At 63.6% G+C, this 23914-nt stretch carries 24 protein-coding genes, 2 pseudogenes and 2 riboswitches; of the genes and pseudogenes, 17 read left to right on the forward strand and 9 right to left on the reverse strand.

The window, feature by feature from the left end:
* Positions 1–3390: a pyruvate carboxylase gene (locus P9A17_RS07165; RefSeq protein ID WP_278038641.1), complete on the forward strand. Its 3390-nt coding sequence runs from the start codon at positions 1–3 to the stop codon at positions 3388–3390.
* Between the two features lie 27 nt (positions 3391–3417).
* Here the strand turns inward: P9A17_RS07165 and P9A17_RS07170 are convergent, their stop codons facing one another.
* Both P9A17_RS07170 and P9A17_RS07175 read right to left on the reverse strand, forming a co-directional pair.
* Positions 3418–3783: a (2Fe-2S) ferredoxin domain-containing protein gene (locus P9A17_RS07170; RefSeq protein WP_278037867.1), complete on the reverse strand. Its 366-nt coding sequence runs from the start codon at positions 3781–3783 to the stop codon at positions 3418–3420.
* A gap of 88 nt (positions 3784–3871) precedes the next feature.
* Positions 3872–4762 carry a mycobacterial-type methylenetetrahydrofolate reductase gene (locus P9A17_RS07175; protein ID WP_278037868.1) on the reverse strand — a complete coding sequence of 297 codons (891 nt, stop codon included), beginning with the start codon at positions 4760–4762 and terminating at the stop codon, positions 3872–3874.
* A gap of 93 nt (positions 4763–4855) precedes the next feature.
* Positions 4856–4979, reverse strand: a riboswitch (cobalamin riboswitch).
* 54 nt (positions 4980–5033) lie between these two features.
* Positions 5034–5176: riboswitch (cobalamin riboswitch) on the forward strand.
* A 36-nt stretch (positions 5177–5212) separates the two neighbouring features.
* Here P9A17_RS07175 and P9A17_RS07180 point away from each other — a divergent pair.
* The gene (locus P9A17_RS07180) at positions 5213–5491 is read left to right on the forward strand and encodes a hypothetical protein (RefSeq protein ID WP_278037869.1); all 279 of its coding nucleotides are present in this window, start codon (positions 5213–5215) and stop codon (positions 5489–5491) included.
* Between the two features lie 14 nt (positions 5492–5505).
* Here P9A17_RS07180 and P9A17_RS07185 read toward each other — a convergent pair whose 3' ends face one another.
* A complete protein-coding gene (locus P9A17_RS07185; protein ID WP_278037870.1) occupies positions 5506–5766 on the reverse strand; it encodes a hypothetical protein in 261 nt (86 codons plus the stop codon).
* A 294-nt stretch (positions 5767–6060) separates the two neighbouring features.
* Between P9A17_RS07185 and P9A17_RS07190 the strand changes: the two genes are divergently transcribed.
* The 5 genes and pseudogenes from P9A17_RS07190 (at position 6061) to P9A17_RS07210 (ending at position 8620) form a co-directional block, all read left to right on the forward strand.
* Positions 6061–6681 carry a superoxide dismutase gene (locus P9A17_RS07190; RefSeq protein ID WP_278037871.1) on the forward strand — a complete coding sequence of 207 codons (621 nt, stop codon included), beginning with the start codon at positions 6061–6063 and terminating at the stop codon, positions 6679–6681.
* Positions 6682–6990: 309 nt separating this feature from the next.
* A pseudogene (locus P9A17_RS07195) lies at positions 6991–7194 on the forward strand (DinB family protein); the annotation flags it as partial.
* Positions 7195–7250: 56 nt separating this feature from the next.
* The gene (locus tag P9A17_RS07200; RefSeq protein WP_278037872.1) at positions 7251–7580 is read left to right on the forward strand and encodes a metalloregulator ArsR/SmtB family transcription factor; all 330 of its coding nucleotides are present in this window, start codon (positions 7251–7253) and stop codon (positions 7578–7580) included.
* Entirely contained in the window at positions 7580–8278 is a 699-nt protein-coding gene (locus P9A17_RS07205) for a cation transporter (RefSeq protein WP_278037873.1), read from the forward strand. The genes P9A17_RS07200 and P9A17_RS07205 overlap by 1 nt, the downstream gene beginning before the upstream one ends.
* A 12-nt stretch (positions 8279–8290) precedes the next feature.
* Entirely contained in the window at positions 8291–8620 is a 330-nt protein-coding gene (locus P9A17_RS07210; protein WP_278037874.1) for a DUF3703 domain-containing protein, read from the forward strand.
* Positions 8621–9206: 586 nt separating this feature from the next.
* On the opposite strand, the gene P9A17_RS07215 is transcribed toward P9A17_RS07210, so the two are convergent.
* From P9A17_RS07215 to P9A17_RS07225, 3 genes are all read right to left on the reverse strand, one after another.
* Positions 9207–9929 (reverse strand): GAF and ANTAR domain-containing protein, encoded by a 723-nt coding sequence (locus P9A17_RS07215; RefSeq protein ID WP_278037875.1) that lies wholly within the window; start codon positions 9927–9929, stop codon positions 9207–9209.
* A 368-nt stretch (positions 9930–10297) separates the two neighbouring features.
* A complete protein-coding gene (locus tag P9A17_RS07220; protein WP_278037876.1) occupies positions 10298–10441 on the reverse strand; it encodes a hypothetical protein in 144 nt (47 codons plus the stop codon).
* A gap of 152 nt (positions 10442–10593) precedes the next feature.
* Positions 10594–11328: an SDR family oxidoreductase gene (locus tag P9A17_RS07225; RefSeq protein ID WP_278037877.1), complete on the reverse strand. Its 735-nt coding sequence runs from the start codon at positions 11326–11328 to the stop codon at positions 10594–10596.
* A gap of 120 nt (positions 11329–11448) precedes the next feature.
* On the opposite strand from P9A17_RS07225, the gene P9A17_RS07230 reads away from it, so the two are divergent.
* Both P9A17_RS07230 and P9A17_RS07235 read left to right on the forward strand, forming a co-directional pair.
* A complete protein-coding gene (locus tag P9A17_RS07230; RefSeq protein WP_278037878.1) occupies positions 11449–12018 on the forward strand; it encodes a TetR/AcrR family transcriptional regulator in 570 nt (189 codons plus the stop codon).
* Between the two features lie 66 nt (positions 12019–12084).
* A complete protein-coding gene (locus P9A17_RS07235) occupies positions 12085–12987 on the forward strand; it encodes an NADP-dependent oxidoreductase (protein ID WP_278037879.1) in 903 nt (300 codons plus the stop codon).
* Between the two features lie 112 nt (positions 12988–13099).
* Here P9A17_RS07235 and P9A17_RS07240 read toward each other — a convergent pair whose 3' ends face one another.
* Positions 13100–14194 (reverse strand): glycosyltransferase, encoded by a 1095-nt coding sequence (locus P9A17_RS07240; RefSeq protein WP_278038642.1) that lies wholly within the window; start codon positions 14192–14194, stop codon positions 13100–13102.
* A gap of 8 nt (positions 14195–14202) precedes the next feature.
* The gene (locus P9A17_RS07245; protein ID WP_278037880.1) at positions 14203–15267 is read right to left on the reverse strand and encodes a glycosyltransferase family 1 protein; all 1065 of its coding nucleotides are present in this window, start codon (positions 15265–15267) and stop codon (positions 14203–14205) included.
* Between the two features lie 419 nt (positions 15268–15686).
* On the opposite strand from P9A17_RS07245, the gene P9A17_RS07250 reads away from it, so the two are divergent.
* The 4 genes and pseudogenes from P9A17_RS07250 to P9A17_RS07265 all read left to right on the forward strand — a co-directional run bounded on the left by P9A17_RS07250 (position 15687) and on the right by P9A17_RS07265 (position 19299).
* Positions 15687–16835 carry a zinc-dependent alcohol dehydrogenase gene (locus P9A17_RS07250; RefSeq protein ID WP_278037881.1) on the forward strand — a complete coding sequence of 383 codons (1149 nt, stop codon included), beginning with the start codon at positions 15687–15689 and terminating at the stop codon, positions 16833–16835.
* A 21-nt stretch (positions 16836–16856) separates the two neighbouring features.
* Positions 16857–17432 carry a hypothetical protein gene (locus P9A17_RS07255; RefSeq protein WP_278037882.1) on the forward strand — a complete coding sequence of 192 codons (576 nt, stop codon included), beginning with the start codon at positions 16857–16859 and terminating at the stop codon, positions 17430–17432.
* A 110-nt stretch (positions 17433–17542) separates the two neighbouring features.
* Positions 17543–18070: pseudogene (locus P9A17_RS07260) on the forward strand (type 1 glutamine amidotransferase domain-containing protein); the annotation flags it as partial.
* 203 nt (positions 18071–18273) lie between these two features.
* Positions 18274–19299, forward strand: coding sequence for a hypothetical protein (locus tag P9A17_RS07265; protein WP_278037883.1), 1026 nt, complete (start codon positions 18274–18276; stop codon positions 19297–19299).
* Positions 19300–19307: 8 nt separating this feature from the next.
* On the opposite strand, the gene P9A17_RS07270 is transcribed toward P9A17_RS07265, so the two are convergent.
* Positions 19308–19889 (reverse strand): TetR family transcriptional regulator, encoded by a 582-nt coding sequence (locus tag P9A17_RS07270; protein WP_278037884.1) that lies wholly within the window; start codon positions 19887–19889, stop codon positions 19308–19310.
* 100 nt (positions 19890–19989) lie between these two features.
* Between P9A17_RS07270 and P9A17_RS07275 the strand changes: the two genes are divergently transcribed.
* From P9A17_RS07275 to P9A17_RS07290, 4 genes are read left to right on the forward strand one after another with little or no spacing between them, the layout of a single operon-like run.
* Complete coding sequence (locus P9A17_RS07275; protein ID WP_278037885.1) at positions 19990–20820, forward strand: mycofactocin-coupled SDR family oxidoreductase; 831 nt, start codon at positions 19990–19992, stop codon at positions 20818–20820.
* On the forward strand, positions 20817–21620 hold the full coding sequence (locus P9A17_RS07280) for a mycofactocin-coupled SDR family oxidoreductase (protein ID WP_278037886.1): 804 nt from the start codon (positions 20817–20819) through the stop codon (positions 21618–21620). Before P9A17_RS07275 ends, P9A17_RS07280 begins: the two co-directional genes overlap by 4 nt.
* A gap of 11 nt (positions 21621–21631) precedes the next feature.
* Positions 21632–22420: a carboxymuconolactone decarboxylase family protein gene (locus tag P9A17_RS07285; protein WP_278038643.1), complete on the forward strand. Its 789-nt coding sequence runs from the start codon at positions 21632–21634 to the stop codon at positions 22418–22420.
* The gene (locus P9A17_RS07290; protein ID WP_278037887.1) at positions 22417–23877 is read left to right on the forward strand and encodes an aldehyde dehydrogenase family protein; all 1461 of its coding nucleotides are present in this window, start codon (positions 22417–22419) and stop codon (positions 23875–23877) included. The genes P9A17_RS07285 and P9A17_RS07290 overlap by 4 nt, the downstream gene beginning before the upstream one ends.
* Positions 23878–23914 lie beyond the last annotated feature (37 nt).

The following is a 23914-nucleotide window of genomic DNA, read 5'->3' on the forward strand; positions in this document are numbered from 1 at the left end:
ATCACCAAGCTCCTCGTCGCCAATCGCGGAGAGATTGCGATAAGGGCATTCCGTGCGGCCTACGAACTCGGGATCTCCACCGTCGCGGTGTTCGCCTACGAGGACCGCAATTCGCCGCACCGTCTCAAAGCCGACGAGGCCTACGAAATCGGCGAGGTCGGTCACCCGGTCCGTGCCTATCTATCGGTCGACGAGATCATCAGGGTGGCCAAGCATTCGGGAGCGGACGCGGTCTACCCCGGTTACGGATTCCTCTCCGAGAATCCGGAGCTTTCGGCGGCGTGCGAAGAGGCGGGCATCGTGTTCGTCGGGCCGCGCGCACAAGTTCTCGAGCTGACCGGGAACAAGGCGAGCGCCATCGCGGCCGCACGCGAGGCCGGCCTGCCGGTGCTCGCGTCGACGGCGCCATCGGCTTCCGTTACCGAACTCGTGGCGGCTGCGGAGTCGATGGACTTCCCGCTCTTCGTCAAGGCAGTCTCCGGTGGCGGCGGTAGGGGAATGCGGCGCGTGACCGAGCCGGCGGCGCTGGCCGAGTCGATCGAGGCGGCCAGCCGCGAAGCGGAGTCGGCATTCGGTGACCCGATGGTCTACCTCGAGCAGGCCGTCCTCAACCCGCGGCACATCGAGGTGCAGATCCTTGCGGACCGCACCGGCGAGATCATCCACCTGTTCGAACGCGACTGCAGCATGCAGCGGCGCCACCAGAAGGTCATCGAGCTGGCACCCGCGCCAAACGTGAGGGACGAACAGCGGCAGCGGATCTGCGCCGACGCCGTCGCCTTCGCCCGGCAGATCGATTACTTCTGCGCCGGCACCGTCGAGTTCCTGCTCGACGAACGCGGCCACCACGTGTTCATCGAGTGCAATCCCCGGATTCAGGTCGAGCACACCGTGACCGAGGAGATCACCGACGTCGATCTGGTTGCCAGCCAACTGCGGATCGCGTCGGGGGAGACACTGGCCGATCTCGGGCTGTCGCAAGACAGTGTCCGCATTCGCGGGGCGGCGATGCAGTGCCGCATCACCACCGAAGATCCCGCCAACGGGTTCCGGCCCGACACCGGCAGGGTCACTGCGTACCGGTCACCGGGTGGCGCCGGAGTCCGACTCGACGGTGGCACCCACACCGGTGCGGAGATCAGCGCCCACTTCGACTCGATGCTGGTGAAGTTGACCTGTCGCGGAAGCGATTTCGCCGGTGCAGTGACACGTGCGCGCCGCGCTCTGGCCGAGTTCCGAATTCGCGGAGTCTCGACGAATATTCCGTTTCTGCTCGCCGTCGTCGACGATCCCGACTTCCGGGCGGGACGAGCCACCACATCGTTCATCGACGAGCGTCCGCATCTACTGACCGCTCACACCCTGGCCGACCGCGGGACGCGCATCCTCAACTACCTTGCCGATGTCACGGTCAACAAGCCGCACGGCGAGCGACTGTCGACGGTGTATCCGCACGACAAGCTGCCGGCCATCGACCTGTCGGTCCCACCACCTGCGGGCAGCAAACAGCGACTCGAAAAGCTTGGCCCCGAGGGGTTCTCGGCCTGGCTGCGGGACAGCCCGGAGGTAGGGGTCACCGACACGACGTTTCGCGATGCGCATCAATCCCTGCTGGCGACGAGAGTTCGCACCTCGGGGTTGGTGACTGTCGCCCCGTACATCGCCCGCACGATGCCGGAACTGCTGTCCATCGAATGTTGGGGCGGAGCGACGTACGACGTTGCCCTGCGCTTCCTGAAGGAAGACCCGTGGGAGCGGTTGGCCGTCCTGCGTGGCGCGGTGCCGAACATCTGCCTTCAGATGCTGCTTCGTGGACGCAATACCGTGGGTTACACGCCGTACCCCGAATCGGTCACCGAAGCGTTCGTGGTGGAGGCCACGGCAACGGGTATCGACATCTTCCGAATCTTCGATGCGCTCAACAACGTCGAGTCGATGCGACCGGCGATCGACGCCGTGCGCGCCACTGGCACCGCGGTCGCCGAGGTCGCTATGTCCTACACGTCTGACTTGTCGGACCCGGCAGAGAACCTTTACACACTCGACTACTACCTGAAGCTGGCCGAACAGATCGTCGTGGCCGGAGCCCATGTCCTGGCGATCAAGGACATGGCCGGGCTATTGCGTCCGCCGGCGGCGGCAACATTGGTCTCCGCGCTGCGGAGTCGCTTCGACCTGCCGGTGCATGTCCACACCCACGACACCCCCGGAGGCCAGTTGGCCACCTATCTGACGGCGTGGCAGGCAGGCGCGAGCGCGGTCGACGGTGCCGCGGCGCCGCTGGCGGGGACCACCAGTCAGCCGGCACTCAGCTCGATCGTGGCGGCAGCGGCACATACCGAGCACGACACGGGACTGAGCCTGGCGGCGGTCTGCGAACTGGAGCCGTACTGGGAGGCGCTCCGCAAGGTCTATGCACCATTCGATGTTGCAGCATCCGGACCGCCCACCCCCACGGGCCGGGTGTACCGCCACGAGATCCCGGGCGGTCAGCTGTCCAACCTGCGTCAACAGGCGATAGGCCTGGGTCTGGGTGACCAGTTCGAGCAGATCGAGGAAAACTATGCCGCCGCCGACCGCGTGCTGGGCCACCTGGTGAAGGTGACGCCGTCGAGCAAGGTTGTCGGCGACCTAGCGTTGACCCTGGTTGGCGCCGGGATTTCCGCCGACGAGTTCGCCGCCGACCCGGGCCGCGTCGACATTCCTGCCAGCGTGATCGGCTTCCTCCGCGGGGAACTCGGGGACCCGGCGGGTGGTTGGGCGGAACCGCTGCGCACCAAAGCTTTAGAAGGGCGTACTCCGGCCGTCGACGATGTTCCCTTGTCTCTGGAGGATGAGGGGCTGCTGACCGAGCCGGGAACCAGGCGCCAGGCCACGCTGAATCGGCTTCTTTTCCCCGGGCCCACAAGAGAGTTCGAGGCGCACAGGGATGAGTACGGTGACACCTCACGGTTGAGCGCCAATCAGTTCTTCTACGGGCTGCGGTACGGCGAGGAACACAAGGTGACGCTGGAGAAAGGCGTCGAGCTGCTCATCGGCCTGGAGGCCGTCTCTGACGCTGATGAGCGGGGCATGCGCAGCGTGATGTGCCTCATGAACGGTCAACTCCGTCCCATCGTGGTGCGCGACCGCAGTATCGCTGCGGATGTGCCCGCCGCGGAGAAGGCCGACCGCGCGGACCCCGATCATGTGCCTGCGCCCTTCGCCGGCGTCGTCACCGTCACCGTCAAGCAGGGTGACGCCGTCGAGGCAGGACAGACCATCGCCACAATCGAGGCCATGAAGATGGAGGCCGCCATCACTGCACCGAAAGACGGTGTGGTCGAACGGATTGCGGTGTCTCCCACCTCCCAGGTCGATGGGGGAGACCTCCTCGTCGTGGTGGTCTGAGCATCGATTTCAGCGCCGTGTGCGCTGTCAGCGACGCTTTCTCAGCCTGGTGAACCGATACCGCCGCAGGCTCTGCGGAAAGTCGGCCAACCCGGGCCCGCCGTCTCGCAACCAGTCGGCGATATTCGACCCCGCTTCATCGGTGAAGACGTAGCCGAGCCAGGTGGAACGTCCGCCGCGACGATGTCCACCCTCCGACGGTGTGACCACTAGGACATTGGAACGCTCGCACGGTCCAAGGCAGTCGGTGACCCGCAGGTCGGCGATGTCGCGCAACAGTTTGCGCAGCGCACTGAGCTGAGCGTGGTGGTCGGTGTCGGGGTGCTTCTTCGCGGTACCGCAGCAGCACCCTCGGCACACGCTGACGGTGGGTCGGGTCCGGTCCAGGGCCATGGTGTCGATCCTTCTCGATGTCGCTGTATTGCGCTGACCACGGTCTGCCCCGTCACGTGCAGCGGCCTCGGGCGCGTTCGGATCGAACTCAGCGGTCGGGCGCCCAGTAGTCGATCATTTCGGCGAAGGTGTCGAAGGCCGGCGTCGAGACCCCGTAGGTCGCCTCGAGATGCAGGCTCAGCGGGAAGCCGAGATCGACAACGCCGTCAATCACGCGCTTGTACAGATCCATCAGCAGGGCCCGACGCTTGAGCGGTTCAGAGGCCGCCAGCTGGCGCACGAAATCCTGCTCAGCGGCGACGATTTCGTTGCCCGGATCCTTGATCAGCCAGTCGATGAGTCCAACGTTGCCTTCCATCTTCGGCACGAAGCCGAACGACAGCAGGATCTCGGGGCGATGGTCGGATCGGCGCGCGAATTCGGTGAGGAAGTCGACGATGGCATCCGAATACAGCAGCTGCGTCATCCCGTAGGTGGCTCCACTGGAGCACTTGAACGCGAACCGGCCTTGTTCGTCGTCGCGGGTTGGAATGAGGATCACGCCGCGGTGTGGCACCAGATTGGCGTACGTCGACAGCGCATCGGTCGGGGCGACTCCGGCCCCGTCACCGTCGTTCATGGTGCGCGGCACACCGACGAATGCGATTCCCTCGAACCCGATGCGGGTCAACGTAGTCAGGCGCTGATGCAGGGCCTGCTCGTCGAGGAACGACGTGACCTGGGTGCAGAGGCCTCGTACGTTGGGAAGTTCCTTCTGCACCATTTCCCAGTAGTCGACTACATCGAACTTCGGCTTCATCTCGATCGGACGGTCCCCGTCCTCTTCGATCATCCCCGGAATCATGAGGTGCCTGATCCGCTCGTCCAAACCCGCTGCCGCACGCAGGTTTCTGACACGCCGTCCATCTTCCGAGGCCCTAGCTGCGCCACTTTCCAGATTCGACGGAACAAGCTCCAGCGCAATGGTATTGAGTGTCATCGGGCCACCACGGCGGCCTGACACCAAAATGTGAAGAACACTTCATCGGCTCCATCCGGGATCTCCGCGTCCCAGCAAGAGGGCCGACAAGAGCAGTATCCTGACTCCCGGATCGACACGCACCCCGACCTTCCAACCCTCGACGGGCCGTGGTCGATGCGGGGCTTGCTCCCCAGTCACAGTGGCGGGACCGTGCCGGATTCACACCGGCTTCCTGCCTACTCATCGGGGCCGATCGGGTCGACCGGCCAGCACTGACAATAGCCGGTCATTGACGTAATCGCCCATTTGTTCCTATCGTCGCAACCGCGTGGGATCAACAGGAACCTGGTGAAACTCCAGGACGGTCGCGCCACTGTGACCAGGCCCCTCGGGTCTGGGAGTCAGATACTGCCCCCTCGCACCGAAACCCAAGGCGGGGACGCGTAATCCCCGGAGAGGAGAGCGACGATGCACGAACAGCGCACCGCGGATGACGACGAACTCGGCGAAAAGGGCGAGTGGACTCGGCAAGCCATCGACGTCATGACCGCGTGGGCCACCCATGACGAGGGGTATTCGTTCGCTGCTGATCGGGTAGCGACCTACGCGGCAGAATCACCGGAGGGCACGATGAAACTCACCGTCGGGTTCATCAATCTCACCGCGATCTTGCTGCTGCAGCTGCGGCACCAGACGGGTGCAGATGTGCACGCACTACTGCGTGAGGCCGCCCGCGTCACGCTCTGACGGCCCGCTCGCCTCTATTCGGATGGATCTTCGTGGCGGGAGAGTGTCACCGCGATGGTCTGGAGGATTTCCCGTGGGCTCCTGCCCAGCGTTGCTTCCATACCCATTAACAAGAGACCCGAGAGATTGATCAAGCCGGTGGTCAAATCTGATGAACCGTTGGGTTCGGACAGATAGCTGTCGATCCGGGCATGCATGAAGTCGCTGTCGTGATCGTGGTCGATCCAGGCGGTCATTACATCGACCGCCCACCGCGTCTTCTCGTCATCCGCCATGCGGGGCCGCCTGACAATCCGTTAAACGGTTAAGAATCATCGTGTTTCGAACGGGTCGGTCGCGGCACGGCTCCCGCTGACTCAGCGAGAGGGCCTCGTGATGTGCTGCATCGACGACGCCACAACCGATCCCGTATGTTCATCTTAACAGGTGTACATGTGTGGTGGTGGACAGGTAAGCGATTGCCGCCATAGGGTGAAGGCGGACACCGCTTGAGCATCGCAACTGGCGTCTGCTGTGAAGACGTCCGCGATGGCCCATGCTCAACCCACCAACGGAGAGCAGAGAACGTTATGGCCGAGTACACGCTGCCGGAGCTCGATTACGACTACGGCGCACTCGAACCCCACATTTCAGGCCAGATCAACGAGATTCACCACAGCAGGCACCACGCGACGTACGTCAAAGGGCTCAACGACGCGATCGCCAAACTCGAAGAGGCTCGCGCGGATAGTGACCATGGCGCCATCTTCCTTAACGAGAAGAACCTTGCCTTCCATCTCGGCGGACACGTCAACCACACGATCTGGTGGAAGAACCTGTCGCCCAACGGCGGTGACAAGCCGACCGGCGACCTGGCCGCCGCAATCGACGACCAGTTCGGATCGTTCGACAACTTCCGCGCACAGTTCACCGCTGCCGCCAACGGGCTCCAGGGCTCCGGCTGGGCGGTGCTGGGCTACGACACCCTCGGTGATCGACTGCTCACCTTCCAGCTCTATGACCAGCAGGCAAACGTGCCGCTGGGAATCATTCCGCTGCTGCAGGTCGATATGTGGGAGCACGCCTACTACCTGCAGTACAAGAACGTAAAGGCTGACTATGTCAAGGCATTCTGGAACGTCGTCAATTGGGAAGACATCCAGAACCGCTTCGCCGCGGCGACGAGCAAGACGCAGGGCCTCATTTTCTGAGGTGACGTTCGTTGGCGCCAGGGCCTCACGCGACGCTCTCGGAACACCTCGCGGCAGTTCAGCCCCGGCGCCGATAAACGCGCACACCGGCTCTCTCGCAAATCAAGGGCCGCCTGCCTCGCCACCTGCGGCAGCCACAGCCGTCCCACCAGGCTCAAAGCACCAGCGGCTATCTGGTCATCGAATATTCAGCGGTAATGATTGCGATTCGGCCGGAATTGCTCGGGTCCGCTGGGTGCCGAAATAGTGTGAAAAGCCTTGTTACATTAAGAATTAACCGGCTTAAAGGACATAGGTCGGGATCCGTCAAAGTCGAATCCGAGATTGGGTGCGAGTAAGCGGATCAGAGGACTTCGCCTGCGCGCCAATGACGTTGACTGGCGACACGGTCATGACGGGCCGGAGGTGGTCGGGACCGGCGAGGCGCTGCTCATGGCGATGGCCGGTCGCACGGTCGTCGCTGATGACTTGTCGGGACCAGGCCAGGCGGTACTGGCCCACCGCCTGGGATAGATCCGTCAATTAATACATAATTTTCTTAATTCAGAAATAGATGTACTCTCCTGGTTGTGGAGACTCTTATGCACCGTGACGCGCTAGCACGGTTCGGCTACGCCCTTTCGGATGCCACCAGGGCGTCGATTCTGCTCAGCCTTCGCCAGGGTGGTCGCTACCCGTCTGACCTCGCCGACGAGATGGACGTGTCCCGTCAGATCGTGTCAAACCATCTCGCGTGCCTTCGTGGCTGCGGACTAGTGGTCGCAGTGCCCGAAGGCAGGCGCAGCCGCTATGAACTCGCCGACCCTCGCATTGGACACGCCCTACAAGACCTGGTCGGTCTGGTACTCGCCGTCGACCCGAACTGCTGCGCGGCCAGCAGCGACGAAGGCTGCTGCTGATGGCACACGACCTCGGTATACCCGCGCCACCATTGCTTTCCGAGGGTCGTCGCCGCGCCCTGTCGCGGCGCATTCGCCTTTTCGTGGCGGTCACCATCAGCTACAACGTCGTCGAGGCGATCATCGCTCTTGGCGAAGGTGCCCGCGTCTCCTCGACGGCCCTGATCGGCTTCGGCCTCGACTCGGTCATCGAAGTCTCCTCGGCAGCAGCGGTGGCCTGGCAGTTCGCAGGACCTGACCCGCAAGCACGCGAAAAGGTCGCATTGCGGATCATCGCCTTCTCCTTCTTCGGACTAGCAGCCTTCGTCACCGTCGAGTCCGTACGAACACTGCTCGGCTACGGCGAAGCTGAACATTCCACGGTCGGGATCGTCTTGGCCGCAGTGAGTCTCGCGATCATGCCCGTGTTGTCATGGGCGCAGCGCAGAGCCGGAAGAGAACTTGGCTCGTCGTCGGCGGTCGCCGACTCAAAACAGACACTGCTCTGCACGTACCTGTCCGCAGTCCTCTTAGTCGGGCTACTCCTCAACTCGGTGTTTGGATGGTCATGGGCTGATCCCATCGCAGCCCTGGTCATCGCCGTCATCGCAGTACGCGAAGGCATCCAAGCATGGCGCGGAGACTTGTGCTGCGCGCCGACCACCACCGTCGCCCCCAGTTCCGGGCGCGGCGACTCCTGTGACTGCTGTGCGGATTGAACAGGAGATGCCGTGACCCGACTCGACGAACAGGCCAAGCGCCTCTATAGCGATGAGATGGCGGCGGCACGTTTGGCGCAGACACCGGACTTGCGATGGCACCACCTAGAGCGGGCACACATCATCTCCCAGCCTGACCCGTGGAGGCACACCTCCAATCATGGTGAAATGCTTAAACTCGCGCTGCGACAACATGATCGACGCGAAGCGCTCGGGCAAGTCCTGCGCCTGATACTCGCCGCACCCGGCTCACTCACGGGACGTTATCCACCAGGCAACACTGGCCGAACCTCCGCTGGACTTATGACCCCCATGCCATTACCAGCCGATCTCGCAGACTGACTGTTTCGTTAATCGGCCGGCCAAACGTGCGATCGCATAATCATCGCCTCCGCAACATCAGGGCGCCACCAACCGAGCGAAGAACAACCCCATGGCGACGGCCGCTGCAGCGCTACTCCATATCGAGCAGCGGCGAATACGGCATCACAAAGCATTCAAGACGCGTCGGCGCTAACCGACATTGACCACAGGCGAAACGGCTAGCAAAGGGAACATAGGACGGCTGCTGCTATGGCGCCCCGTATGCAGTTGTCACGACGTTGTCACAATTGGGTGCAGACCAGCAGGGTTCAGAGGAGACGCCGTGACACACATCCTCCTGGTCAGAAGACTTTCGGAAGCATTGCGCGACAGCGCAATTCGACCAATGTCCGACTGGGGGTCAAGTGGCCGCAGGTTTACATCCTCCCAGCCTGACCGGACTCCAAGGCACTTTCTGACGTCTTGGGGAGTCCCTTTTCCGGACTGAGCCGAACCCAACTCAACGCTGAGAGAAGTACCCACGACTTCGATCGCCGCCGATTCGGTCTCGCCGCAGGAGTAATGGAAAGGTTCACCGGTGATGGAGATCTTTCTCTGTTCCCGTCTAGCGTTCAGGGCCTGCCGCGACAATCTGAGCGGCGATGTTGACAATTTTGGTATTCGTGTCTTGAGACAGTTTGACCAGAAGTTCGAATGCTCGGACGGCGTCGATAGTGAATCGTTCCATCAGCATTCCTTTGGCCTGCCCGATGGTGTCGCGGCTGGCCAGTGCTGAGTGGAACTGCGCCTCGCGGTCGTGGGCGATGAGCGCCAATGCCCCATGAGTGGCCAGCGTTACTGCTGCCGCTTGGCTCTCTGGTTGAAATGCGTTGGGGGAGCGGCTGAAGAGGTTCAGCGCAGCTCGGCAGCTGGGGCGTCCCTGATGGGTGTAAAGCTGCAGCGACATGACGCTGCGGGCGCCCGCGGCGACCGCAGCCCTGGTGTATTCGGACCAACGCTGGTCGTTGCTGAGATCGTGGCTGAGCACCAACGTTTCGCCGACCGCGGCGTCGATGCAGGGGCCGTAGCCGAGGCGGTGTTGGAGGCGACTCATGTCGCTGGCCAGCGCAGAGGTGGGCGCCACCGAGCGGTAGCCGCCGCCTTCGTCGATGAGGAGCACGTCAACGCTGTCGATGTCGGCGATCAACGTCGTTGCGGCGGCGGTGATCGATTCCAGGGTGGCTTCTACGGTGCGGGGGTTTGCAAATTCTCGCACCACCTTCGCCATGGATTCGCGCACTGCAGTCACAATGTCGTGGTTGTCGGTCACGCCGGCCCCGGTGTTCAACAGCCGAACTCCTATCTGCCACATCTCGTCGACGATCCGCGTCGGGCAGATTGTCGCACGCCTACACCGCTGAACAGTCGAGGCCTTCTTTGGGGGCAAGGCATGCAAGTACCCTCGCCCACTGCCGCGAGCGACGCGGCAGTGCGAACGTGCCGCCGGGGCCCTGGCGATCTGAGTCGCAAGTTTGATGGGTTAAGTGTTGCGTCGATGGGTACGACCTCGCGAGCGGAACTCCCCGACTGCTGACCGATGTTGAGTCCCCAGCATCGATTGATTCTGAGCTGGTCGGGGAGTTCCGCGCTGGTGTCTGAGCGGAGCCCGGCACCTCTTCGATCCTACTGAACTTCTTGTTCAGTATTCCTGACGGGTCACCACAGCCATTCGAGTGCACTCGCGATGCCGACAGGGTCCAGCTGGATGTCAGACCCGGCGCTGCTCGACAGATCGACCGACCGCTGGATGCCTTCGACAGCAGCAAGGCTGGGGTCTTCGTGTTCAATGCCAAAGCGCATGGTCGTAGCCGGTGCGCGATGACGATCGATCGACGCGACGAGTCGGGCAAGTGCCTTGAGCCTCCCACCGCGGTTCACCGCGAACCCGGCGTCCCCATGAATTGCCTATCGTGCAGCGTCCATTCTTGACCCTCGGTTATCGAGGGCTACCGCTAGATCGCTGAGACGCCGCCGTCGATGACGAGTTCGAGGCCGTTGACGTAGCTTGACGCGTCCGAGGCGAGGAACAACGCGGCATCTGCGATCTCGTCGGGGCGGCCCATCTTTCCCCGCGGAATCAAGGATTCGAACTGCGCCTTCGTGTCTGCGTCGAACAACTGCTCCTGTATCGGCGTGGCGACCTGGCCGGGGGTCAGGACGTTGACCCGGATCTTCCTGTCCTTCAACTCGGTCAACCACACCCGGGCGTAGGCCTGCAGTACGGCCTTGCTTGCCGCGTACACACTCCACTCGGGGTAGCCCTTCAGCGAGGCGTTCGATCCCGTCATGAGAATTGAGCCGCCGTCGTTGAACAGCGGCAGCGCCTTCTGGACCGTGAACAGCGTGCCGCGCGCGTTCAGTCCGAAGGTGGCGTCGAAGTGCTCCTCGGTGATCTCGCCGAGTCGGCTCTGCGCGCCGGTGCCGGCACTGGCCCACAGCACGTCGATCGCCCCCTTTTCCCGTTTGACGGTGTCGAACAACCGGTCGAGGTCATTGAGATCTGCCGAATTGCCCTGAACACCAGTCACATTCGAACCGATCAGGTTGACGGCCTCGTCCAGCGCGTCTTTCCTGCGGCCCGAGATGAAGACGTATGCGCCTTCGTCGACGAACAGCTTCGCACCCGCTAGCGCCAAACCACTTGTCGCGCCGGTGATCACCGCGACCTTGCCATCGAGCTTTCCCACGATCGCTCCATTTCGTAGCGGAAAATTATGTACACCGAACAGGGTGCTTAACGTAGCGAACGTTGCGAGGGCGCGCAAGTTATGTACACAGATTCGTACCCGCTGAGTTACGCTTCGTGCGTGACGGAGTTGGAAAAGGGGCCGCGAGGCCTGCGTCGTGGCAGGGGCGCGCGAGAGCGAATCCTTGGTGCGTCCCGACAACTGTTCCGGGAGCAAGGCATCAACAACACGGGACTGGACCAGCTGTGCTCGGTGGCGCAGGTGTCCAAGCGCACCTTCTACCAGCACTTTGCGGGCAAGGACGAGCTGATCGCTGAACACCTACGGCGATTCGATCCCGACATCCTGCCCGAGGTGTTCGACCGCACTGATCTCACTCCGCGGGAACGACTCCTCGCTGTCTTCGACCTCCACGGCCCCCTGTGCCCGTACATCGCGGCGGCCGTCGAAATTCACGACCCTGACCATCCCGCACGCGAACACGCCCGCGACTACAAGCTGGCCTTTGCCGCACGGCTGACCGACGCCGCGCGCGAGGCTGGCGCCGCCCACCCCGAACGACTCGGCGAACAGCTGGCGCTGCTGCTCGACGGGGCCTCAGCCCGCAACCGGGTCCTCAACGCCGAAAGCTTCGAGACCGCCGCCGCCATCGCGACGGTCCTCATCGACACCGCCCTGGGTCAGGCCTAGTACCGTCCAAAGGCGCGGTGTTGCAGAACGACTGGGACTAGCGGACGTGAGCGGAAAGGGATCGACATGCGTGCCTACGGCTTCACCGAAGTAGGTGGTCCTCAAAATCAGGCCCTCCTGGACGTGCCCGTTCCAGAACCCGGGCGAGACGAGGTGCGCGTTCGCGTGCGCGCGGCGGGGGTTAACCCCGGCGACTGGCGCGTGCGTGAAGGATCGCAAGGCCATCACGGCCCGACGGTGCTCGGTCGGGAAGTGGCGGGGACGGTGACTGCCGTAGGGCCTGAGGTATCGGGCTTCGAAATCGGGGAAGAAGTCTTCGGTGGTTGCCCCGGGATGACGGGCGGGTGGGCGGAACAGGCTCTCACCATCGCCTCGTTCACCGCCCATCGGCCGGCCGCGGTTCGGCCCGAGGCCGCCGCCGTGCTGCCGGTAGCGGCGGGGACGGCGCTGGACGCGTTGAGACGGTTCGACCTTGCCGCCGGTTCGACGTTGTTGGTCAATGGCGCAGGAGGTGGCGTCGGCGTTGCCGCGGTGCAACTCGCACGGGCGCGCGGACTGCGGACGATAGGGGTTGCGAGCCCTGCCAAGCATGCTCTGATCGCTGAGTTCGGCGCCACGCCAGTGGATTACGGCTCCGGCGTCGAACAGCGGATACGCGACGCGGCCCCGCAGGGAGTGGATGCAGTCCTCGATATGGTCGGTGGCGAACCCCTGCGGATCGTCGCGGGCCTAATGGCCGACCGGTCACGATTGACGTCTCTTGCGGACAAGTCACTTGTCGTGGAGCTGGGCGGTTTCGAGCTGGTACGCGATCGCAGTTCCGCCGTGCTGGCTGAACTCGCCCAACTCGTCGCATCGGGCCAATTGGATCCCCATGTCACGGATGTGATGCCGCTCGCCGATGCGGCGTCTGCTCTCGCGCTGATCGAGGAGGGGCACGCCACCGGAAAGGTCGTGCTCGTGCCCTGATTCAGCACCGCGGTGTCGCGGTCCGATGATGCCGATCGTCATCGATGGCGGAAGTTCGGCAGCCGCGATCTCAAAGATCCTTGGCATGCAACCGATTCACGGAAGTGCTTCGTTAGGTCGCCTGCGCAGGCACGTTGACTTGTCCTGAATTCTCGATCATGGTGCGGTAAAGGTTGAGATATCTGTCAACCATCGACGCCGCCGAGCAGTGGCTTGCGGCCTGCGCATGCACAGCGGATCTAGGCAAGGTGAGCGCGTGACCGATAGCGGCGGCCATTCCGTTAACGTCACCATCCGGAACGAGCCGGCCACCCTGCGTACCAACAATTTCGGGGATTCCGCCGCGGGCGAAAGCAATGACAGGCGTGCCACACATCATCGCCTCGGCGACGACCAGCCCGTACGGCTCATCCCATTGCGGGGTCACCAAAGCTGCCGCCGAGTTTCCGACTAGCTGCGCAAGTTCGGCATGAGCCAGATGCCCGGCATAACGGACGTTCCCGCCCAGATGGGGCTGAACATCGTGCACAAAGTAGTCGACGTCAGAGATGGGCCCGGCAAGAATCAGCTGCCGGCGGGCGAGGCGAGCGGCGGCGATGGCCAGGTGGGGTGCCTTCTCCCGGGTGATCCGGCCGAACCAGACAAGGTCGTCTCCGCCGGAGCCCACCGGCCAGTACCGACAGTCGATACCGTTGCGCACCAACGCAATATCAGACAATAGGTGCTGCCAAGAACGTGCAGTGAAGGCGCTGACAGCTGCGAACTGGGCGCCGGCTCCGGCTGTGGCGCCCAGTGCCGATTCGAGCCACGGAGTTGGGGGAGTATGCAGGGTGCACAGCATAGGAGTGGACAGTGTCGGTGCCATCGCCACAGGCAGGTGATGCAGGCTGTGGTTGTGGATGACGTCGAATTCCTTCCCTGCCGAGCCTGCCAATTGCAGCATCAGTGTCAGGTATGCGTGATGATCGGCCATGAATACCGCGCTGGGCATGGACGAGTCGGACAGGGCCGCAGCACTGAGTCCGAGACTTTGGACCTCTAGGGCGGGACAATCCAGACCGGGGTCCGAGTCGGGTCCTGCGAACAATGAGACGCGATGTCCTGCCTGGACGAGTGCGCGAGCAAGGTGCCAGACATGAGCCTCCAGTCCGCCGGCGAACGGCTGGCGGATCGGAAACTGATTGGAGGCGATCAACGCTATCCGCATCGGGGCGGTCACGACGACAGCTGTCTGTAAAGGTCCTGGTGCGCCTCGGCCAAGAGAACCCGCTCGGCTCGTCGGGTTGCCCAGTCGGCGCGCGGCGCCGAATCGCCCGTTGCCCAGCGCGCATGCTGGGTCCGCACGGCTGCGTCGAGTGATTCGGAGTCGAAATAGTCTTCAGTGAAGCCGAAAACACCGCACGGGCGCTGTTCGTCGTAGAAGCCGCAACTGGGTGCGATGACCGCGGTGCCAAGGTCGAAACAGGCTTCCAGCCAACCCGAGTGTGTGCCGAACCGGTACGGCAGCACTGACACATCAACAGCCGAAAGATATTCCCACAGTTGGTCTTCCGAGAAGTACGGGTGCACGCGCACATCCACGTGCTCGAACCGCTCGAAGGCCATGATCGCCGCACCGGCCCGAGGTGAGAACCAATGATTGTTCTCGTCGAAGATCTCGTCGTGAACGTTGATCTGCAATCGCGCATGGGGCAGCGTCGTAATGGTGGACACAAGGGTGTGCAGCACTGGGAGTGGATCCATGTTGGCGCGCAAGCTCTTGACGTGAACTGCGACGACGAACTGAGTGGAAGGCTTGCGGACTGCTTGGATGCGGGCACTTTCTACGACGTGCGGGTGGGGAGCGACGAGAGCTCGGCGGCCCCAGCGCCGCTCGACGGTTGTGGCGGCGCCAGGGGTCAACGTGATCAGGGATTGGGCTGCTGAAACGAGGATGTTCTGCTGCTCAGTATGTGCCGCGGGGTCTGGGTGGTGCGGGTTGCGTAAGTCATGGACGGTGTAGACGAGGGGTTTGTCATGCCTCTCCAACGCGTGCACCACATCGCCGAGAATCTCGGAACCGACGGCGTCGAATCCGAAATGGACATGAAATACGTCAAATTCGTTGTGATGCCGCTCAATCCATGAGGGTTCGAGCATTAATGGGGGCCACCACCCGCCCGGCACTATCCGTCCGTCGGCCGGGACCGGGTCCGGCAGTCGGACGACGGCGTCGACGCCCATCGGGTGCGATAGGTGACGCACGTACACGTGCGACTGCGGCACTGACGCGACCCGCATACTACGAACTCCCGGTGTGTGCTGAAACGCGAACAGGCACCGCTGTCACCCGCGCATGGCCAACTTCTATGGCCACCAGATACCCGGAACCAGAGCCATCAACCACCGTGTTGAGTAGGACATCATCGCTGTTTTCAACGCTCGCGGCCGGGTGTTCCTGAGCAATAGCAACAGGTTTCCAGGCACGCAGTCGGTCGTGAAGTCCCGATGCTTGCGTCTGCGGCGGTACGCGAGTGCAGTCCCCGGCGCGGCTGTGCGCGGCGACGCGTCGGTGGTGATTCTCCACTGTTCAGGACACCCAGGCGGCGGTCTTGGTACTCGGGGGCGGAAATCCGACGACGTTTTTCGCTACAGCAGGACCGTTTTCACGCATTGGTGCCGGGTATGCCGCGCCGAATACCGATCCGCTAGGAGGCGCAATGAAGGCGATGACGTACCGCGGTCCTTACAAGGTCCGTATCGAGGAGAAGGACGTCCCGGTTATTGAACACCCCAACGATGCAATCGTGCGGGTGGAATTGGCGGCGATCTGCGGATCGGACCTGCATCTCTATCACGGGTTGATGCCGGACACGCGGATCGGTCACACCTTCGGACATGAGTTCATCGGGGTGGTGGAGTCGGTGGGTCCGTCCGTGCAGAACCTTGCGCCGGGGGACCGGGTGATGGTGCCGTTCAACGTCTACTGCGGGTCGTGCTACTTCTGCGCCCGCGGCCTGTACTCGAACTGCCACAACGTGAACCCGAACGCCACCGCGGTGGGCGGCATCTACGGCTATTCCCATACCTGCGGTGGTTACGACGGAGGTCAGGCGGAGTTCGTGCGGGTGCCCTTTGCCGACGTCGGCCCCTCTGTGATCCCGGACTGGATGGAGGCCGAGGATGCGTTGTTGTGCACTGATGCCCTCTCGACGGGTTACTTCGGCGCACAACTGGGCGACATCGTCGAAGGAGACACCGTCGTCGTCTTCGGGGCGGGGCCGGTCGGTCTGTACGCGGCGAAGAGTTCATGGCTGATGGGGGCGGCCCGCGTCATCGTCATCGACCACCTGGAGCACCGGCTGGAGAAGGCGCGCTCCTTTGCGCACGCCGAGACGTACAACTTTGGCGAGTACGGCGACATCGTCGTCGAGATGAAGAAGGCGACCGACTTTCTCGGCGCCGATGTCGCCATCGACGCGGTTGGCGCCGAAGCCGACGGCAATCTGATACAGCACATCACCACGGCAAAGCTCAAGATGCAGGGCGGCTCTCCCATTGCCCTCAACTGGGCCATCGACTCGGTGCGCAAAGGCGGAACGGTCTCGGTCGTCGGCGCCTACGGGCCGATGTTCAGTGCGGTGAAGTTCGGCGACGCGATGAACAAAGGCCTCACCATCCACGCTAACCAATGTCCGGTAAAGCGACAGTGGCCTCGGTTGTGGTCGCATATCGAAAACGGTCATATCAAGCCGAATGAGATTGTCACACACAGGTTCCCGCTCGAACATATTGCGGAGGGCTATCACATCTTTTCATCCAAGCTGGACGACATCATCAAACCGGTCGTCGTCGTCAACCACAACTGATCGAACCTAGGGAGAACCGTCATGACCCAGACAACGCCACGAGTGCCGGCCTACACGGCCGATCATCCACCGGTCCCTGACAGCGAGGCTCTTCGGGCCCGCATCCCGGGATGGGGCGCCGATCTCGACAAGGCGGATCGGCCCTCGTCGCCGAAGTTGAAGTTCCTTGAGACGGGGGCGCATTGGGATTTCCCGGAGCGCCAGCCCGAGAAGTGGCCGCGGGAGCGTTCGGTCGAACATCGGTTCCTCACGCCGGTGTTCGGTACGGCGCAACCACCCAGCGGCCTCTCCGGAATTCTTCGCAAGTTCGCGTACGCGAAGTTCAGCGAGGGGCGTGCCGCCCACTGGCTGATTCTGCTGTATGCGGATCGCGTCGACGCGGCCGAGCATCACTTTCGTTCACTGCTGACCATGCGTCCTGACAATCCGATCACCGAGTCGGGCTTAAGGGCGGAATTGACCCACAACGGCATGAGGTCTCGGGTCGGTCGCAAGCGTGTCGACGTCAAGCACATGTGGATTGACCCCGTTCTGGTCGCCGGCCCATGGGTTCTCGGTATCTACCTGCTGCGAAGGCTGTTCCGGGGCCGCAAGTAGAGCCGGACCGCCCTGCGTACCGCGCCGCGGCACGGTGCGCTTTCGAGAAGCTAGCTGATTGTCGAAACCGCCGGTGGCACTACAAGTGTCGTAGGCAAAGGAGGAGGATAATGTCGAACGGACGACGCCTTTCGGGGAAGAAGATCGCGGTGCTGGCCGCCGACGGGTTCGAGAAGGTCGAGTTGGTGGTTCCGATGCGGGCACTGCAACGGGCCGGTGCGGATGTCGACATCGTGTCGCTGCGCCATGGACGAATTCGCGGGGTGAATCTCCACATGCCCGCGACCCGGGTCGGCGTGGACACGACCGTTGCTGACGCGAACCCCGACGACTACGACGCGCTGCTCCTTCCGGGAGGCTTCATCAACCCAGATCTGCTGCGCCAGTCAGCTGATGCCAGGGATTTCGTGCGCGCCTTCGACCACAGCGGAAAGCCAATAGCAACACTGTGTCACGGCCCGTGGGTGCTGGCGTCGGCCGGATTCCTCACCGGACGAACCCTGACATCGTGGCCGGGTATCCGTGACGATCTCATCAACGCCGGCGCGACGTGGCTCGATCGCGACGTCGTGCGCGACCGCAACCTACTCACCAGCCGCGGTCCCCAGGACCTGAAGATGTTCGTGCCGGCCATGGTCGACATCTTCGCCCAGCCGGCCAGCCACCCGCAGACTGTGACCAACGCTGTCGAGTCAGATCCCGCTCTCGACAAGCCCATTGGCTGGGCGGTGGCCGCGCTGCGCTGGTCTCCGAAGCCCTCGGCGGCAGCCCTGGCCGGGGCGGTCGCTGCGGCCCTCGTGACGCCGCTCCGCGGGCGGGTATCGATTCGAAAGGCGGCCTGATGTCGCCGTCCGTACTGTTGATCGCAGATCCTGGCGCGCCAGCGGAGTTGGCAGAGGACCTGTCCAAGGATTTGCCGAAGCTGCTCACGCGGGACTCGTCGTCCAGCCCGGCGGTGTCGGTGCAAACGGGCTCTTACCGTCTCACCGAACAGGACCCGCTCGACGACGTTCTCGACGCCGTCGATCCCGCAAGCCAACGCCATGACGTCGTGGTCTATGTGACCGACCTGCCGCGCCGCGACGGCACCCAACCGGTGGTGGCAGACATCAGCCTTGAACAGCGCTTCGGCGTCATCTCGGTGCCGAGCGTCGGCGGCCTGTTCATTGGCCGGCGGGTGCGGGCGATGGTCGAGTCCGTCATCGCCGAAGTCGCTGAGGGCCGCGGTAAAGACCCTGCTGTTCCTGGCCGGCTGAATCGAACCGAAGCCGACGGCGTGGTGCGCTATGTCGCGCCGCCCCGGTTCGCTCGTCTGCGTCTGCTCATGGGCATGATCTACGCCAACCGCCCATGGAAGCTGACCGCCGGTTTGTCGCGGGTCCTTATGGCGACCTTCGCGACGGGGGCGGTCAGCCTGGCCTATCCGACAATCTGGCAGCTGTCGTCGACTATGGGTTCGTTCCGACTCGGGGTCACAACGGTTTTGGCCACCGCCGCGATGGTGGGATGGCTGATCGTGAATCACAAACTCTGGGAGAAGCCGAGTTCACCAACGGAACGTGAGCGTGCCGCCCTGTACAACGCGTCGACGGTCGCCACACTAACGATTGGTGTCGTTGTTCTGCATGCCACGTGCTTCGTGCTGTTGTTGCTGACGGCGTGGTGGACGTTGCCTCCGCAACTGTTGGAGCAGAACATCGGTCATCCCGTCGGCCTCCCCGATTTCCTCCGGCTGGCATGGCTGGTAGCTGCGATCGCCACGTTGGGTGGTGCCCTCGGATCAGGCCTTGAGGACGACCAGGCGGTCAAACAGGCCGCTTATGGCGCACGCCAGCAGCAGAGGTTCGCTAGGGCGAATTGGTCCTGAGCAACCTCCTAGTCGTCGCGGCCCAGACCAACTCGGGTGAGCCAGTACACGGTTCGGTCGAGGACAGGCAGTATGTCGGTCACCGCGATCTCGCCGGCGGAGAAGCGTCCCAGCAGCCCATAGATGACGTTCTCGAGAACGGCCTCCAGGTCGGCGACGAGATCGTCGTCCACACCTTTGAGCAGTTCCATGCCCGCTGGGGCGACGATATCGAATCCGAAGCGGAACAACTTCTGCCCGTTCGGAGAAGAGCGCACCCGGAAGTAGGTCTTCAGCATTTCCGGGTGGCGTTCCCACGGCTCGAAGATGGTGCGGAACAACGACATAAGCCCCTCTCGCAGCGACGTTACGCCGTCCGCCGGCGGGCCGGCGATGCCGGCGTAGCGGTGTCTGGCCATCCAGTACTCGAGTGCGGCCAGGATCAGGTCGTCCCGGGTGGGGTAACGCCTGTAGATCGTTGCCAGTGAACTTCTCGCACGCTTCGCCACGGCGCGCAGTTGGACTGATTCGTAGCCCTCGGTTTCGAGCATGTCGACGACGACATCGAGAAGCCGATCACCCTCTGGCGGTGACGCCGTGCCCTCGTCCATGCCCCCTTGCCTTTCCGTGGATAACGCGGTTACCCTACCGTGAGTAACGCGGTTACTCCTTCTGGAGTCGCTATCCGACGCGTGTGACGAGGCGAGGGCAATGGGTTCACTGGACGGCAGGGTTGCATTCATCACGGGCGTGGCCCGGGGGCAGGGGCGAAGTCACGCGATCCGCCTGGCCTCCGAAGGCGCCGACATCGTCGGGGTGGACATCTGCGCCGACATCGAGGCCAACGGATATCCGATGGCGTCCCGCGACGAATTGGACGAGACCATTGCGCTCGTCGAATCGGCAGGCGGCAAGATGCTCGGGTCCGTTGCCGACGTCCGAGATTTCGCGGCACTCAAGGCTGCGCTCGACTCAGGTGTCGGGCACTTCGGCCGCCTCGACATCGTCTGCGCTAACGCAGGAATCGCGCCCACCGCATTTCGGGAGGTGAGCATCGAAGAGGACCTGGAGATGTGGGCCGCGGCGATCGACGTCAACTTGGTCGGTTCGTTCCACACCGCGAAGGCGGCCATTCCGCACCTGATCGACGGTGGCCGGGGTGGCGCGATCGTGTTCACCAGTTCCACCGCGGGACTCAAGGGCTTCGGCGGATCGCAGGGCGGCGGCCTGGGGTACGCGGCTTCCAAGCACGGCATCGTCGGGTTGATGCGCACACTCGCCAATGCCCTTGCACCGCACAGTATCCGGGTGAACACCGTTCATCCGACGGCCGTCAACACCATGATGGCGACCAACCCCGCGATGACCGCGTTCCTGGACGCGTACCCCGACGGTGGACCCCACCTGCAGAACCCCATGCCGGTCTCGCTGCTCGAACCCGAAGACATCAGCGCGGCGATCTCGTATCTGGTGTCCGATGCCGCCAAGTACGTCACCGGGGTCACGTTCCCCGTCGACGCCGGCTTCTGCAACAAGCTATGAGCGGCCGGGTCGAGGGCAAGCGCGTACTGATCACCGGCGCAGCCCGCGGTATGGGACGCAGTCACGCGGTCCGGTTGGCGCAAGAAGGCGCCGATCTCATCCTGGTCGACATCTGCGACTCCCTGCCGGAGATCGAATATCCGCTTGCCACAGTCGAAGAGCTCGCCGAGACCGCGGAGCTTGTGGCGCAGCACGGCCGCCGCGTGGTCACCCACATCGTTGACGTGCGCGACGAGCAGGCGCTGACGGGAGCCGTCGACGACGGTGTCGCGCAACTCGGCGGCCTCGAAGCCGCCGTGGCCAACGCCGGCGTACTGACTGGTGGGACATGGGACACCACCACGGCGCAGCAGTGGCGCACCGTCGTCGACGTCAATCTCATCGGCACGTGGAACACCTGCCGCGCCGCGATCCCGCACCTGCTGGAGCGCGGCGGCAGCCTGATCAACGTGAGCTCCGCGGCGGGTATCAAGGGCTCACCGCTTCATACGCCATATACCGCCTCCAAAGCGGGCGTCGTCGGCCTGAGCAAGGCGCTGGCCAATGAGCTCGCCGCCGTGAACATCCGGGTCAACACCGTGCATCCGACCGGGGTGCCGACGGGCATGCAGCCCGCGTCGCTGCATCAGCTGCTGCACGACACCCGCAGCGACCTCGGGCCGATCTTTCAGAACGCGCTGCCGATCGTCATGGCCGAGGCCATCGACATCAGCAACGCGGTCCTGTTCCTGATCTCCGACGAGGCGCGCTACGTCACGGGTCTGGAGTTCAAGGTCGATGCAGGAGTGACGATCCGGTGAGCACCGATCGGATGGACCGCGGACGGAGAGCGTACACCGACATCATGACGGCGCCTGCCCCCGAAGACACGTCGCCGGCGACGCAGCATCTGCTGGACTTCGTGTTCGCCGAGGTGTGGCAGCGCCCGGGCCTGACCCGCAGGGAACGTCGGTTCGTCACCCTGCCCTGCGTGGCGGCAGCCGATGCCGAGGCCCCCATGCGCGACCACGTCTACGCCGCACTCAACAGCGGCGATCTCAGCATCGACGAGATGCGAGAAGCTGTCCTGCATTTCGCGGTGTATGCCGGCTGGCCAAAGGCCTCGCGGTTCAACATGGTCGTCGACGAGCAGTGGGACCGGATCCACCGCGAACGCGGACAGCCAGTGCCGCCGCCGCCACCGCTGCTGCCGCTGAGCACGCCGAGTGACCCGGAGGCTCGGCTGTCCGTCGGCGAACAGTCCTTCAAGGACGTCAACTGCCTCCCGTTTGCGCCCCAGCGGGACAACCCCTTTCAAGGCGCCGGCATCCTGAACTTCGTCTTCGGCGAGATGTGGCTACGGCCGAACCTCGGCATGAAGGAGCGCAGGCTCATCACCGTCGCCTGCGTCGCCTTCCAGGATTCGCCGTATCCCATCCTCAGCCACGTCTATGCAGCCTTGAAGAGCCGCGACATCTCCTTCGAGGAAATGGACGAACTGGCACTGCACTTCGCCGCGCATTACGGGTGGCCGAAAGGTTCGCATCTGAACCAGGTGATCGCCGAGCAGAAGGAGCGCGTGACAGCGGAGTGGGCCGCAGAAGGGGCACCCGTCTCGTGAGGGCGCTCGACATAGCCACTCCCGTCGGGCTTCTGATTGGGTCAGACCGGCTCACCCACACGTCGCTCGATCCGCATCCGCACATCTATCCGGCCACCGGCGCACCCAACGCTACCGTGGCGCTGGCCGGCGTTGCCGAGATGAACATGGCGGTGGCGGCCGCGAAAGAGGCGCAGCGCGAGTGGATCGCCCTGAATGTCGATCAGCGCAGAGACATGCTGATCGATCTCGCCGACGTCGTGCGCGAGCACCTGAATGAACTCGCCGAGCTCAACACGCTCGACTACGGCGTCCCGATCTCCTACGCCGGTAACGCCGTGATGCTCGACCAGTTCCTGCGTCACTTCGCCGGCTACGTCGACAAACCGCACGGCACCAGCACACCGGTCAGCGGCAGCGACGACCTCAACCTCATCGAACGAGAACCTCTTGGCGCCGTCGGAGTGATTGCGCCCTGGAACGGGTCGCTCGTCGTGGCCGCATCGTGCGTCGCGCCTGCGCTAGCGGCGGGCAATGCGGTGGTGTTCAAACCATCCGAGGTGGCGCCGCTGGCCGCTCTGCGGTTCGGTGAACTTTGTTTGGAGGCAGGACTTCCGCCCGGCCTGGTGAACATCGTCCCCGCCGCAGGCGACGGCGGCGACGCCCTCGTCAGACATCCGGGCATCGCGAAGATCCACTTCACCGGCGGCGGGCACACGGCCCGCGCCATTCTGCGCGCCGCGGCAGACAATCTGACCCCGGTGGTCACCGAACTTGGTGGCAAGTCGGCCAACATCATCTTCGACGACGCCGATCTCGACACCGCCGCCGCACGGTCTGCCCATCAAGGTCCGCTGATGCAGTCGGGGCAGAGCTGTGCGTGCGCCAGCAGGATCCTCGTCCACGAAACCGTCTACGACGCGTTCACCGAAAGGTTCCTTGCCGTGATCGAATCCGCCCGCATCGGCGATCCGATCGATCCCGCAACGGTTTTCGGCCCAGTCATATCGGCCGCCGCCCTAGATCGCATCCTGGGTGTGATCGGGGAGGCCATCGACAGCGGCAGCGGCGAGCTCCTCACGGGCGGCCGTCGTTTCACCGACGACGCGCTCACGGGCGGCCATTACTTGGAACCGACCGTGCTGGGCCATGTCGACAACGCATCCACACTGGCACAGAACGAGACATTCGGCCCCGTGGTGTCACTGATCCCGTTCGCCGATGACGACGAAGCCGTTCGTATTGCCAACGACACTCCGTACGGATTGAACGCCTTCGTGCACACACGAGATCTCACGCGCGCCCACACCGTGGCCCGCCGACTGCAGTCCGGGTCGGTGTGGATCAACCAGGGCAGCCGCATCTCCCCGCAGGGGCCCTACGGCGGCTACAAGCAGAGTGGCTCCGGGCGCACCGGAGGCCTGGAAGGCCTCCGAGAATTCCAACAGGTCAAGAACATTCGAATCGGACTCGGATAAGAGCGCGCTCGACCAGTCCGTCGCCCAAGTTGCTTCA

The organism is Mycobacterium sp. 236(2023), from assembly GCF_029623955.1.
Classification (GTDB): Bacteria; Actinomycetota; Actinomycetes; order Mycobacteriales; family Mycobacteriaceae; genus Mycobacterium.

Excerpts from the sequence above, each read along its gene's own strand:
- P9A17_RS07170 (WP_278037867.1), bottom strand. The coding sequence starts at position 3,783 with ATGGCCCTGGACCGGACCCGACCCACCGTCAGCGTGTGCCGAGGGTGC.
- P9A17_RS07175 (WP_278037868.1), bottom strand. The coding sequence starts at position 4,762 with ATGACACTCAATACCATTGCGCTGGAGCTTGTTCCGTCGAATCTGGAA.
- P9A17_RS07180 (WP_278037869.1), top strand. The coding sequence starts at position 5,213 with ATGCACGAACAGCGCACCGCGGATGACGACGAACTCGGCGAAAAGGGC.
- P9A17_RS07185 (WP_278037870.1), bottom strand. The coding sequence starts at position 5,766 with ATGGCGGATGACGAGAAGACGCGGTGGGCGGTCGATGTAATGACCGCC.
- P9A17_RS07190 (WP_278037871.1), top strand. The coding sequence starts at position 6,061 with ATGGCCGAGTACACGCTGCCGGAGCTCGATTACGACTACGGCGCACTC.
- P9A17_RS07205 (WP_278037873.1), top strand. The coding sequence starts at position 7,580 with ATGGCACACGACCTCGGTATACCCGCGCCACCATTGCTTTCCGAGGGT.
- P9A17_RS07220 (WP_278037876.1), bottom strand. The coding sequence starts at position 10,441 with ATGCGCTTTGGCATTGAACACGAAGACCCCAGCCTTGCTGCTGTCGAA.
- P9A17_RS07235 (WP_278037879.1), top strand. The coding sequence starts at position 12,085 with ATGCGTGCCTACGGCTTCACCGAAGTAGGTGGTCCTCAAAATCAGGCC.
- P9A17_RS07240 (WP_278038642.1), bottom strand. The coding sequence starts at position 14,194 with ATGCGGATAGCGTTGATCGCCTCCAATCAGTTTCCGATCCGCCAGCCG.
- P9A17_RS07245 (WP_278037880.1), bottom strand. The coding sequence starts at position 15,267 with ATGCGGGTCGCGTCAGTGCCGCAGTCGCACGTGTACGTGCGTCACCTA.
- P9A17_RS07250 (WP_278037881.1), top strand. The coding sequence starts at position 15,687 with ATGAAGGCGATGACGTACCGCGGTCCTTACAAGGTCCGTATCGAGGAG.
- P9A17_RS07255 (WP_278037882.1), top strand. The coding sequence starts at position 16,857 with ATGACCCAGACAACGCCACGAGTGCCGGCCTACACGGCCGATCATCCA.
- P9A17_RS07265 (WP_278037883.1), top strand. The coding sequence starts at position 18,274 with ATGTCGCCGTCCGTACTGTTGATCGCAGATCCTGGCGCGCCAGCGGAG.
- P9A17_RS07270 (WP_278037884.1), bottom strand. The coding sequence starts at position 19,889 with ATGGACGAGGGCACGGCGTCACCGCCAGAGGGTGATCGGCTTCTCGAT.
- P9A17_RS07275 (WP_278037885.1), top strand. The coding sequence starts at position 19,990 with ATGGGTTCACTGGACGGCAGGGTTGCATTCATCACGGGCGTGGCCCGG.
- P9A17_RS07280 (WP_278037886.1), top strand. The coding sequence starts at position 20,817 with ATGAGCGGCCGGGTCGAGGGCAAGCGCGTACTGATCACCGGCGCAGCC.
- P9A17_RS07285 (WP_278038643.1), top strand. The coding sequence starts at position 21,632 with ATGGACCGCGGACGGAGAGCGTACACCGACATCATGACGGCGCCTGCC.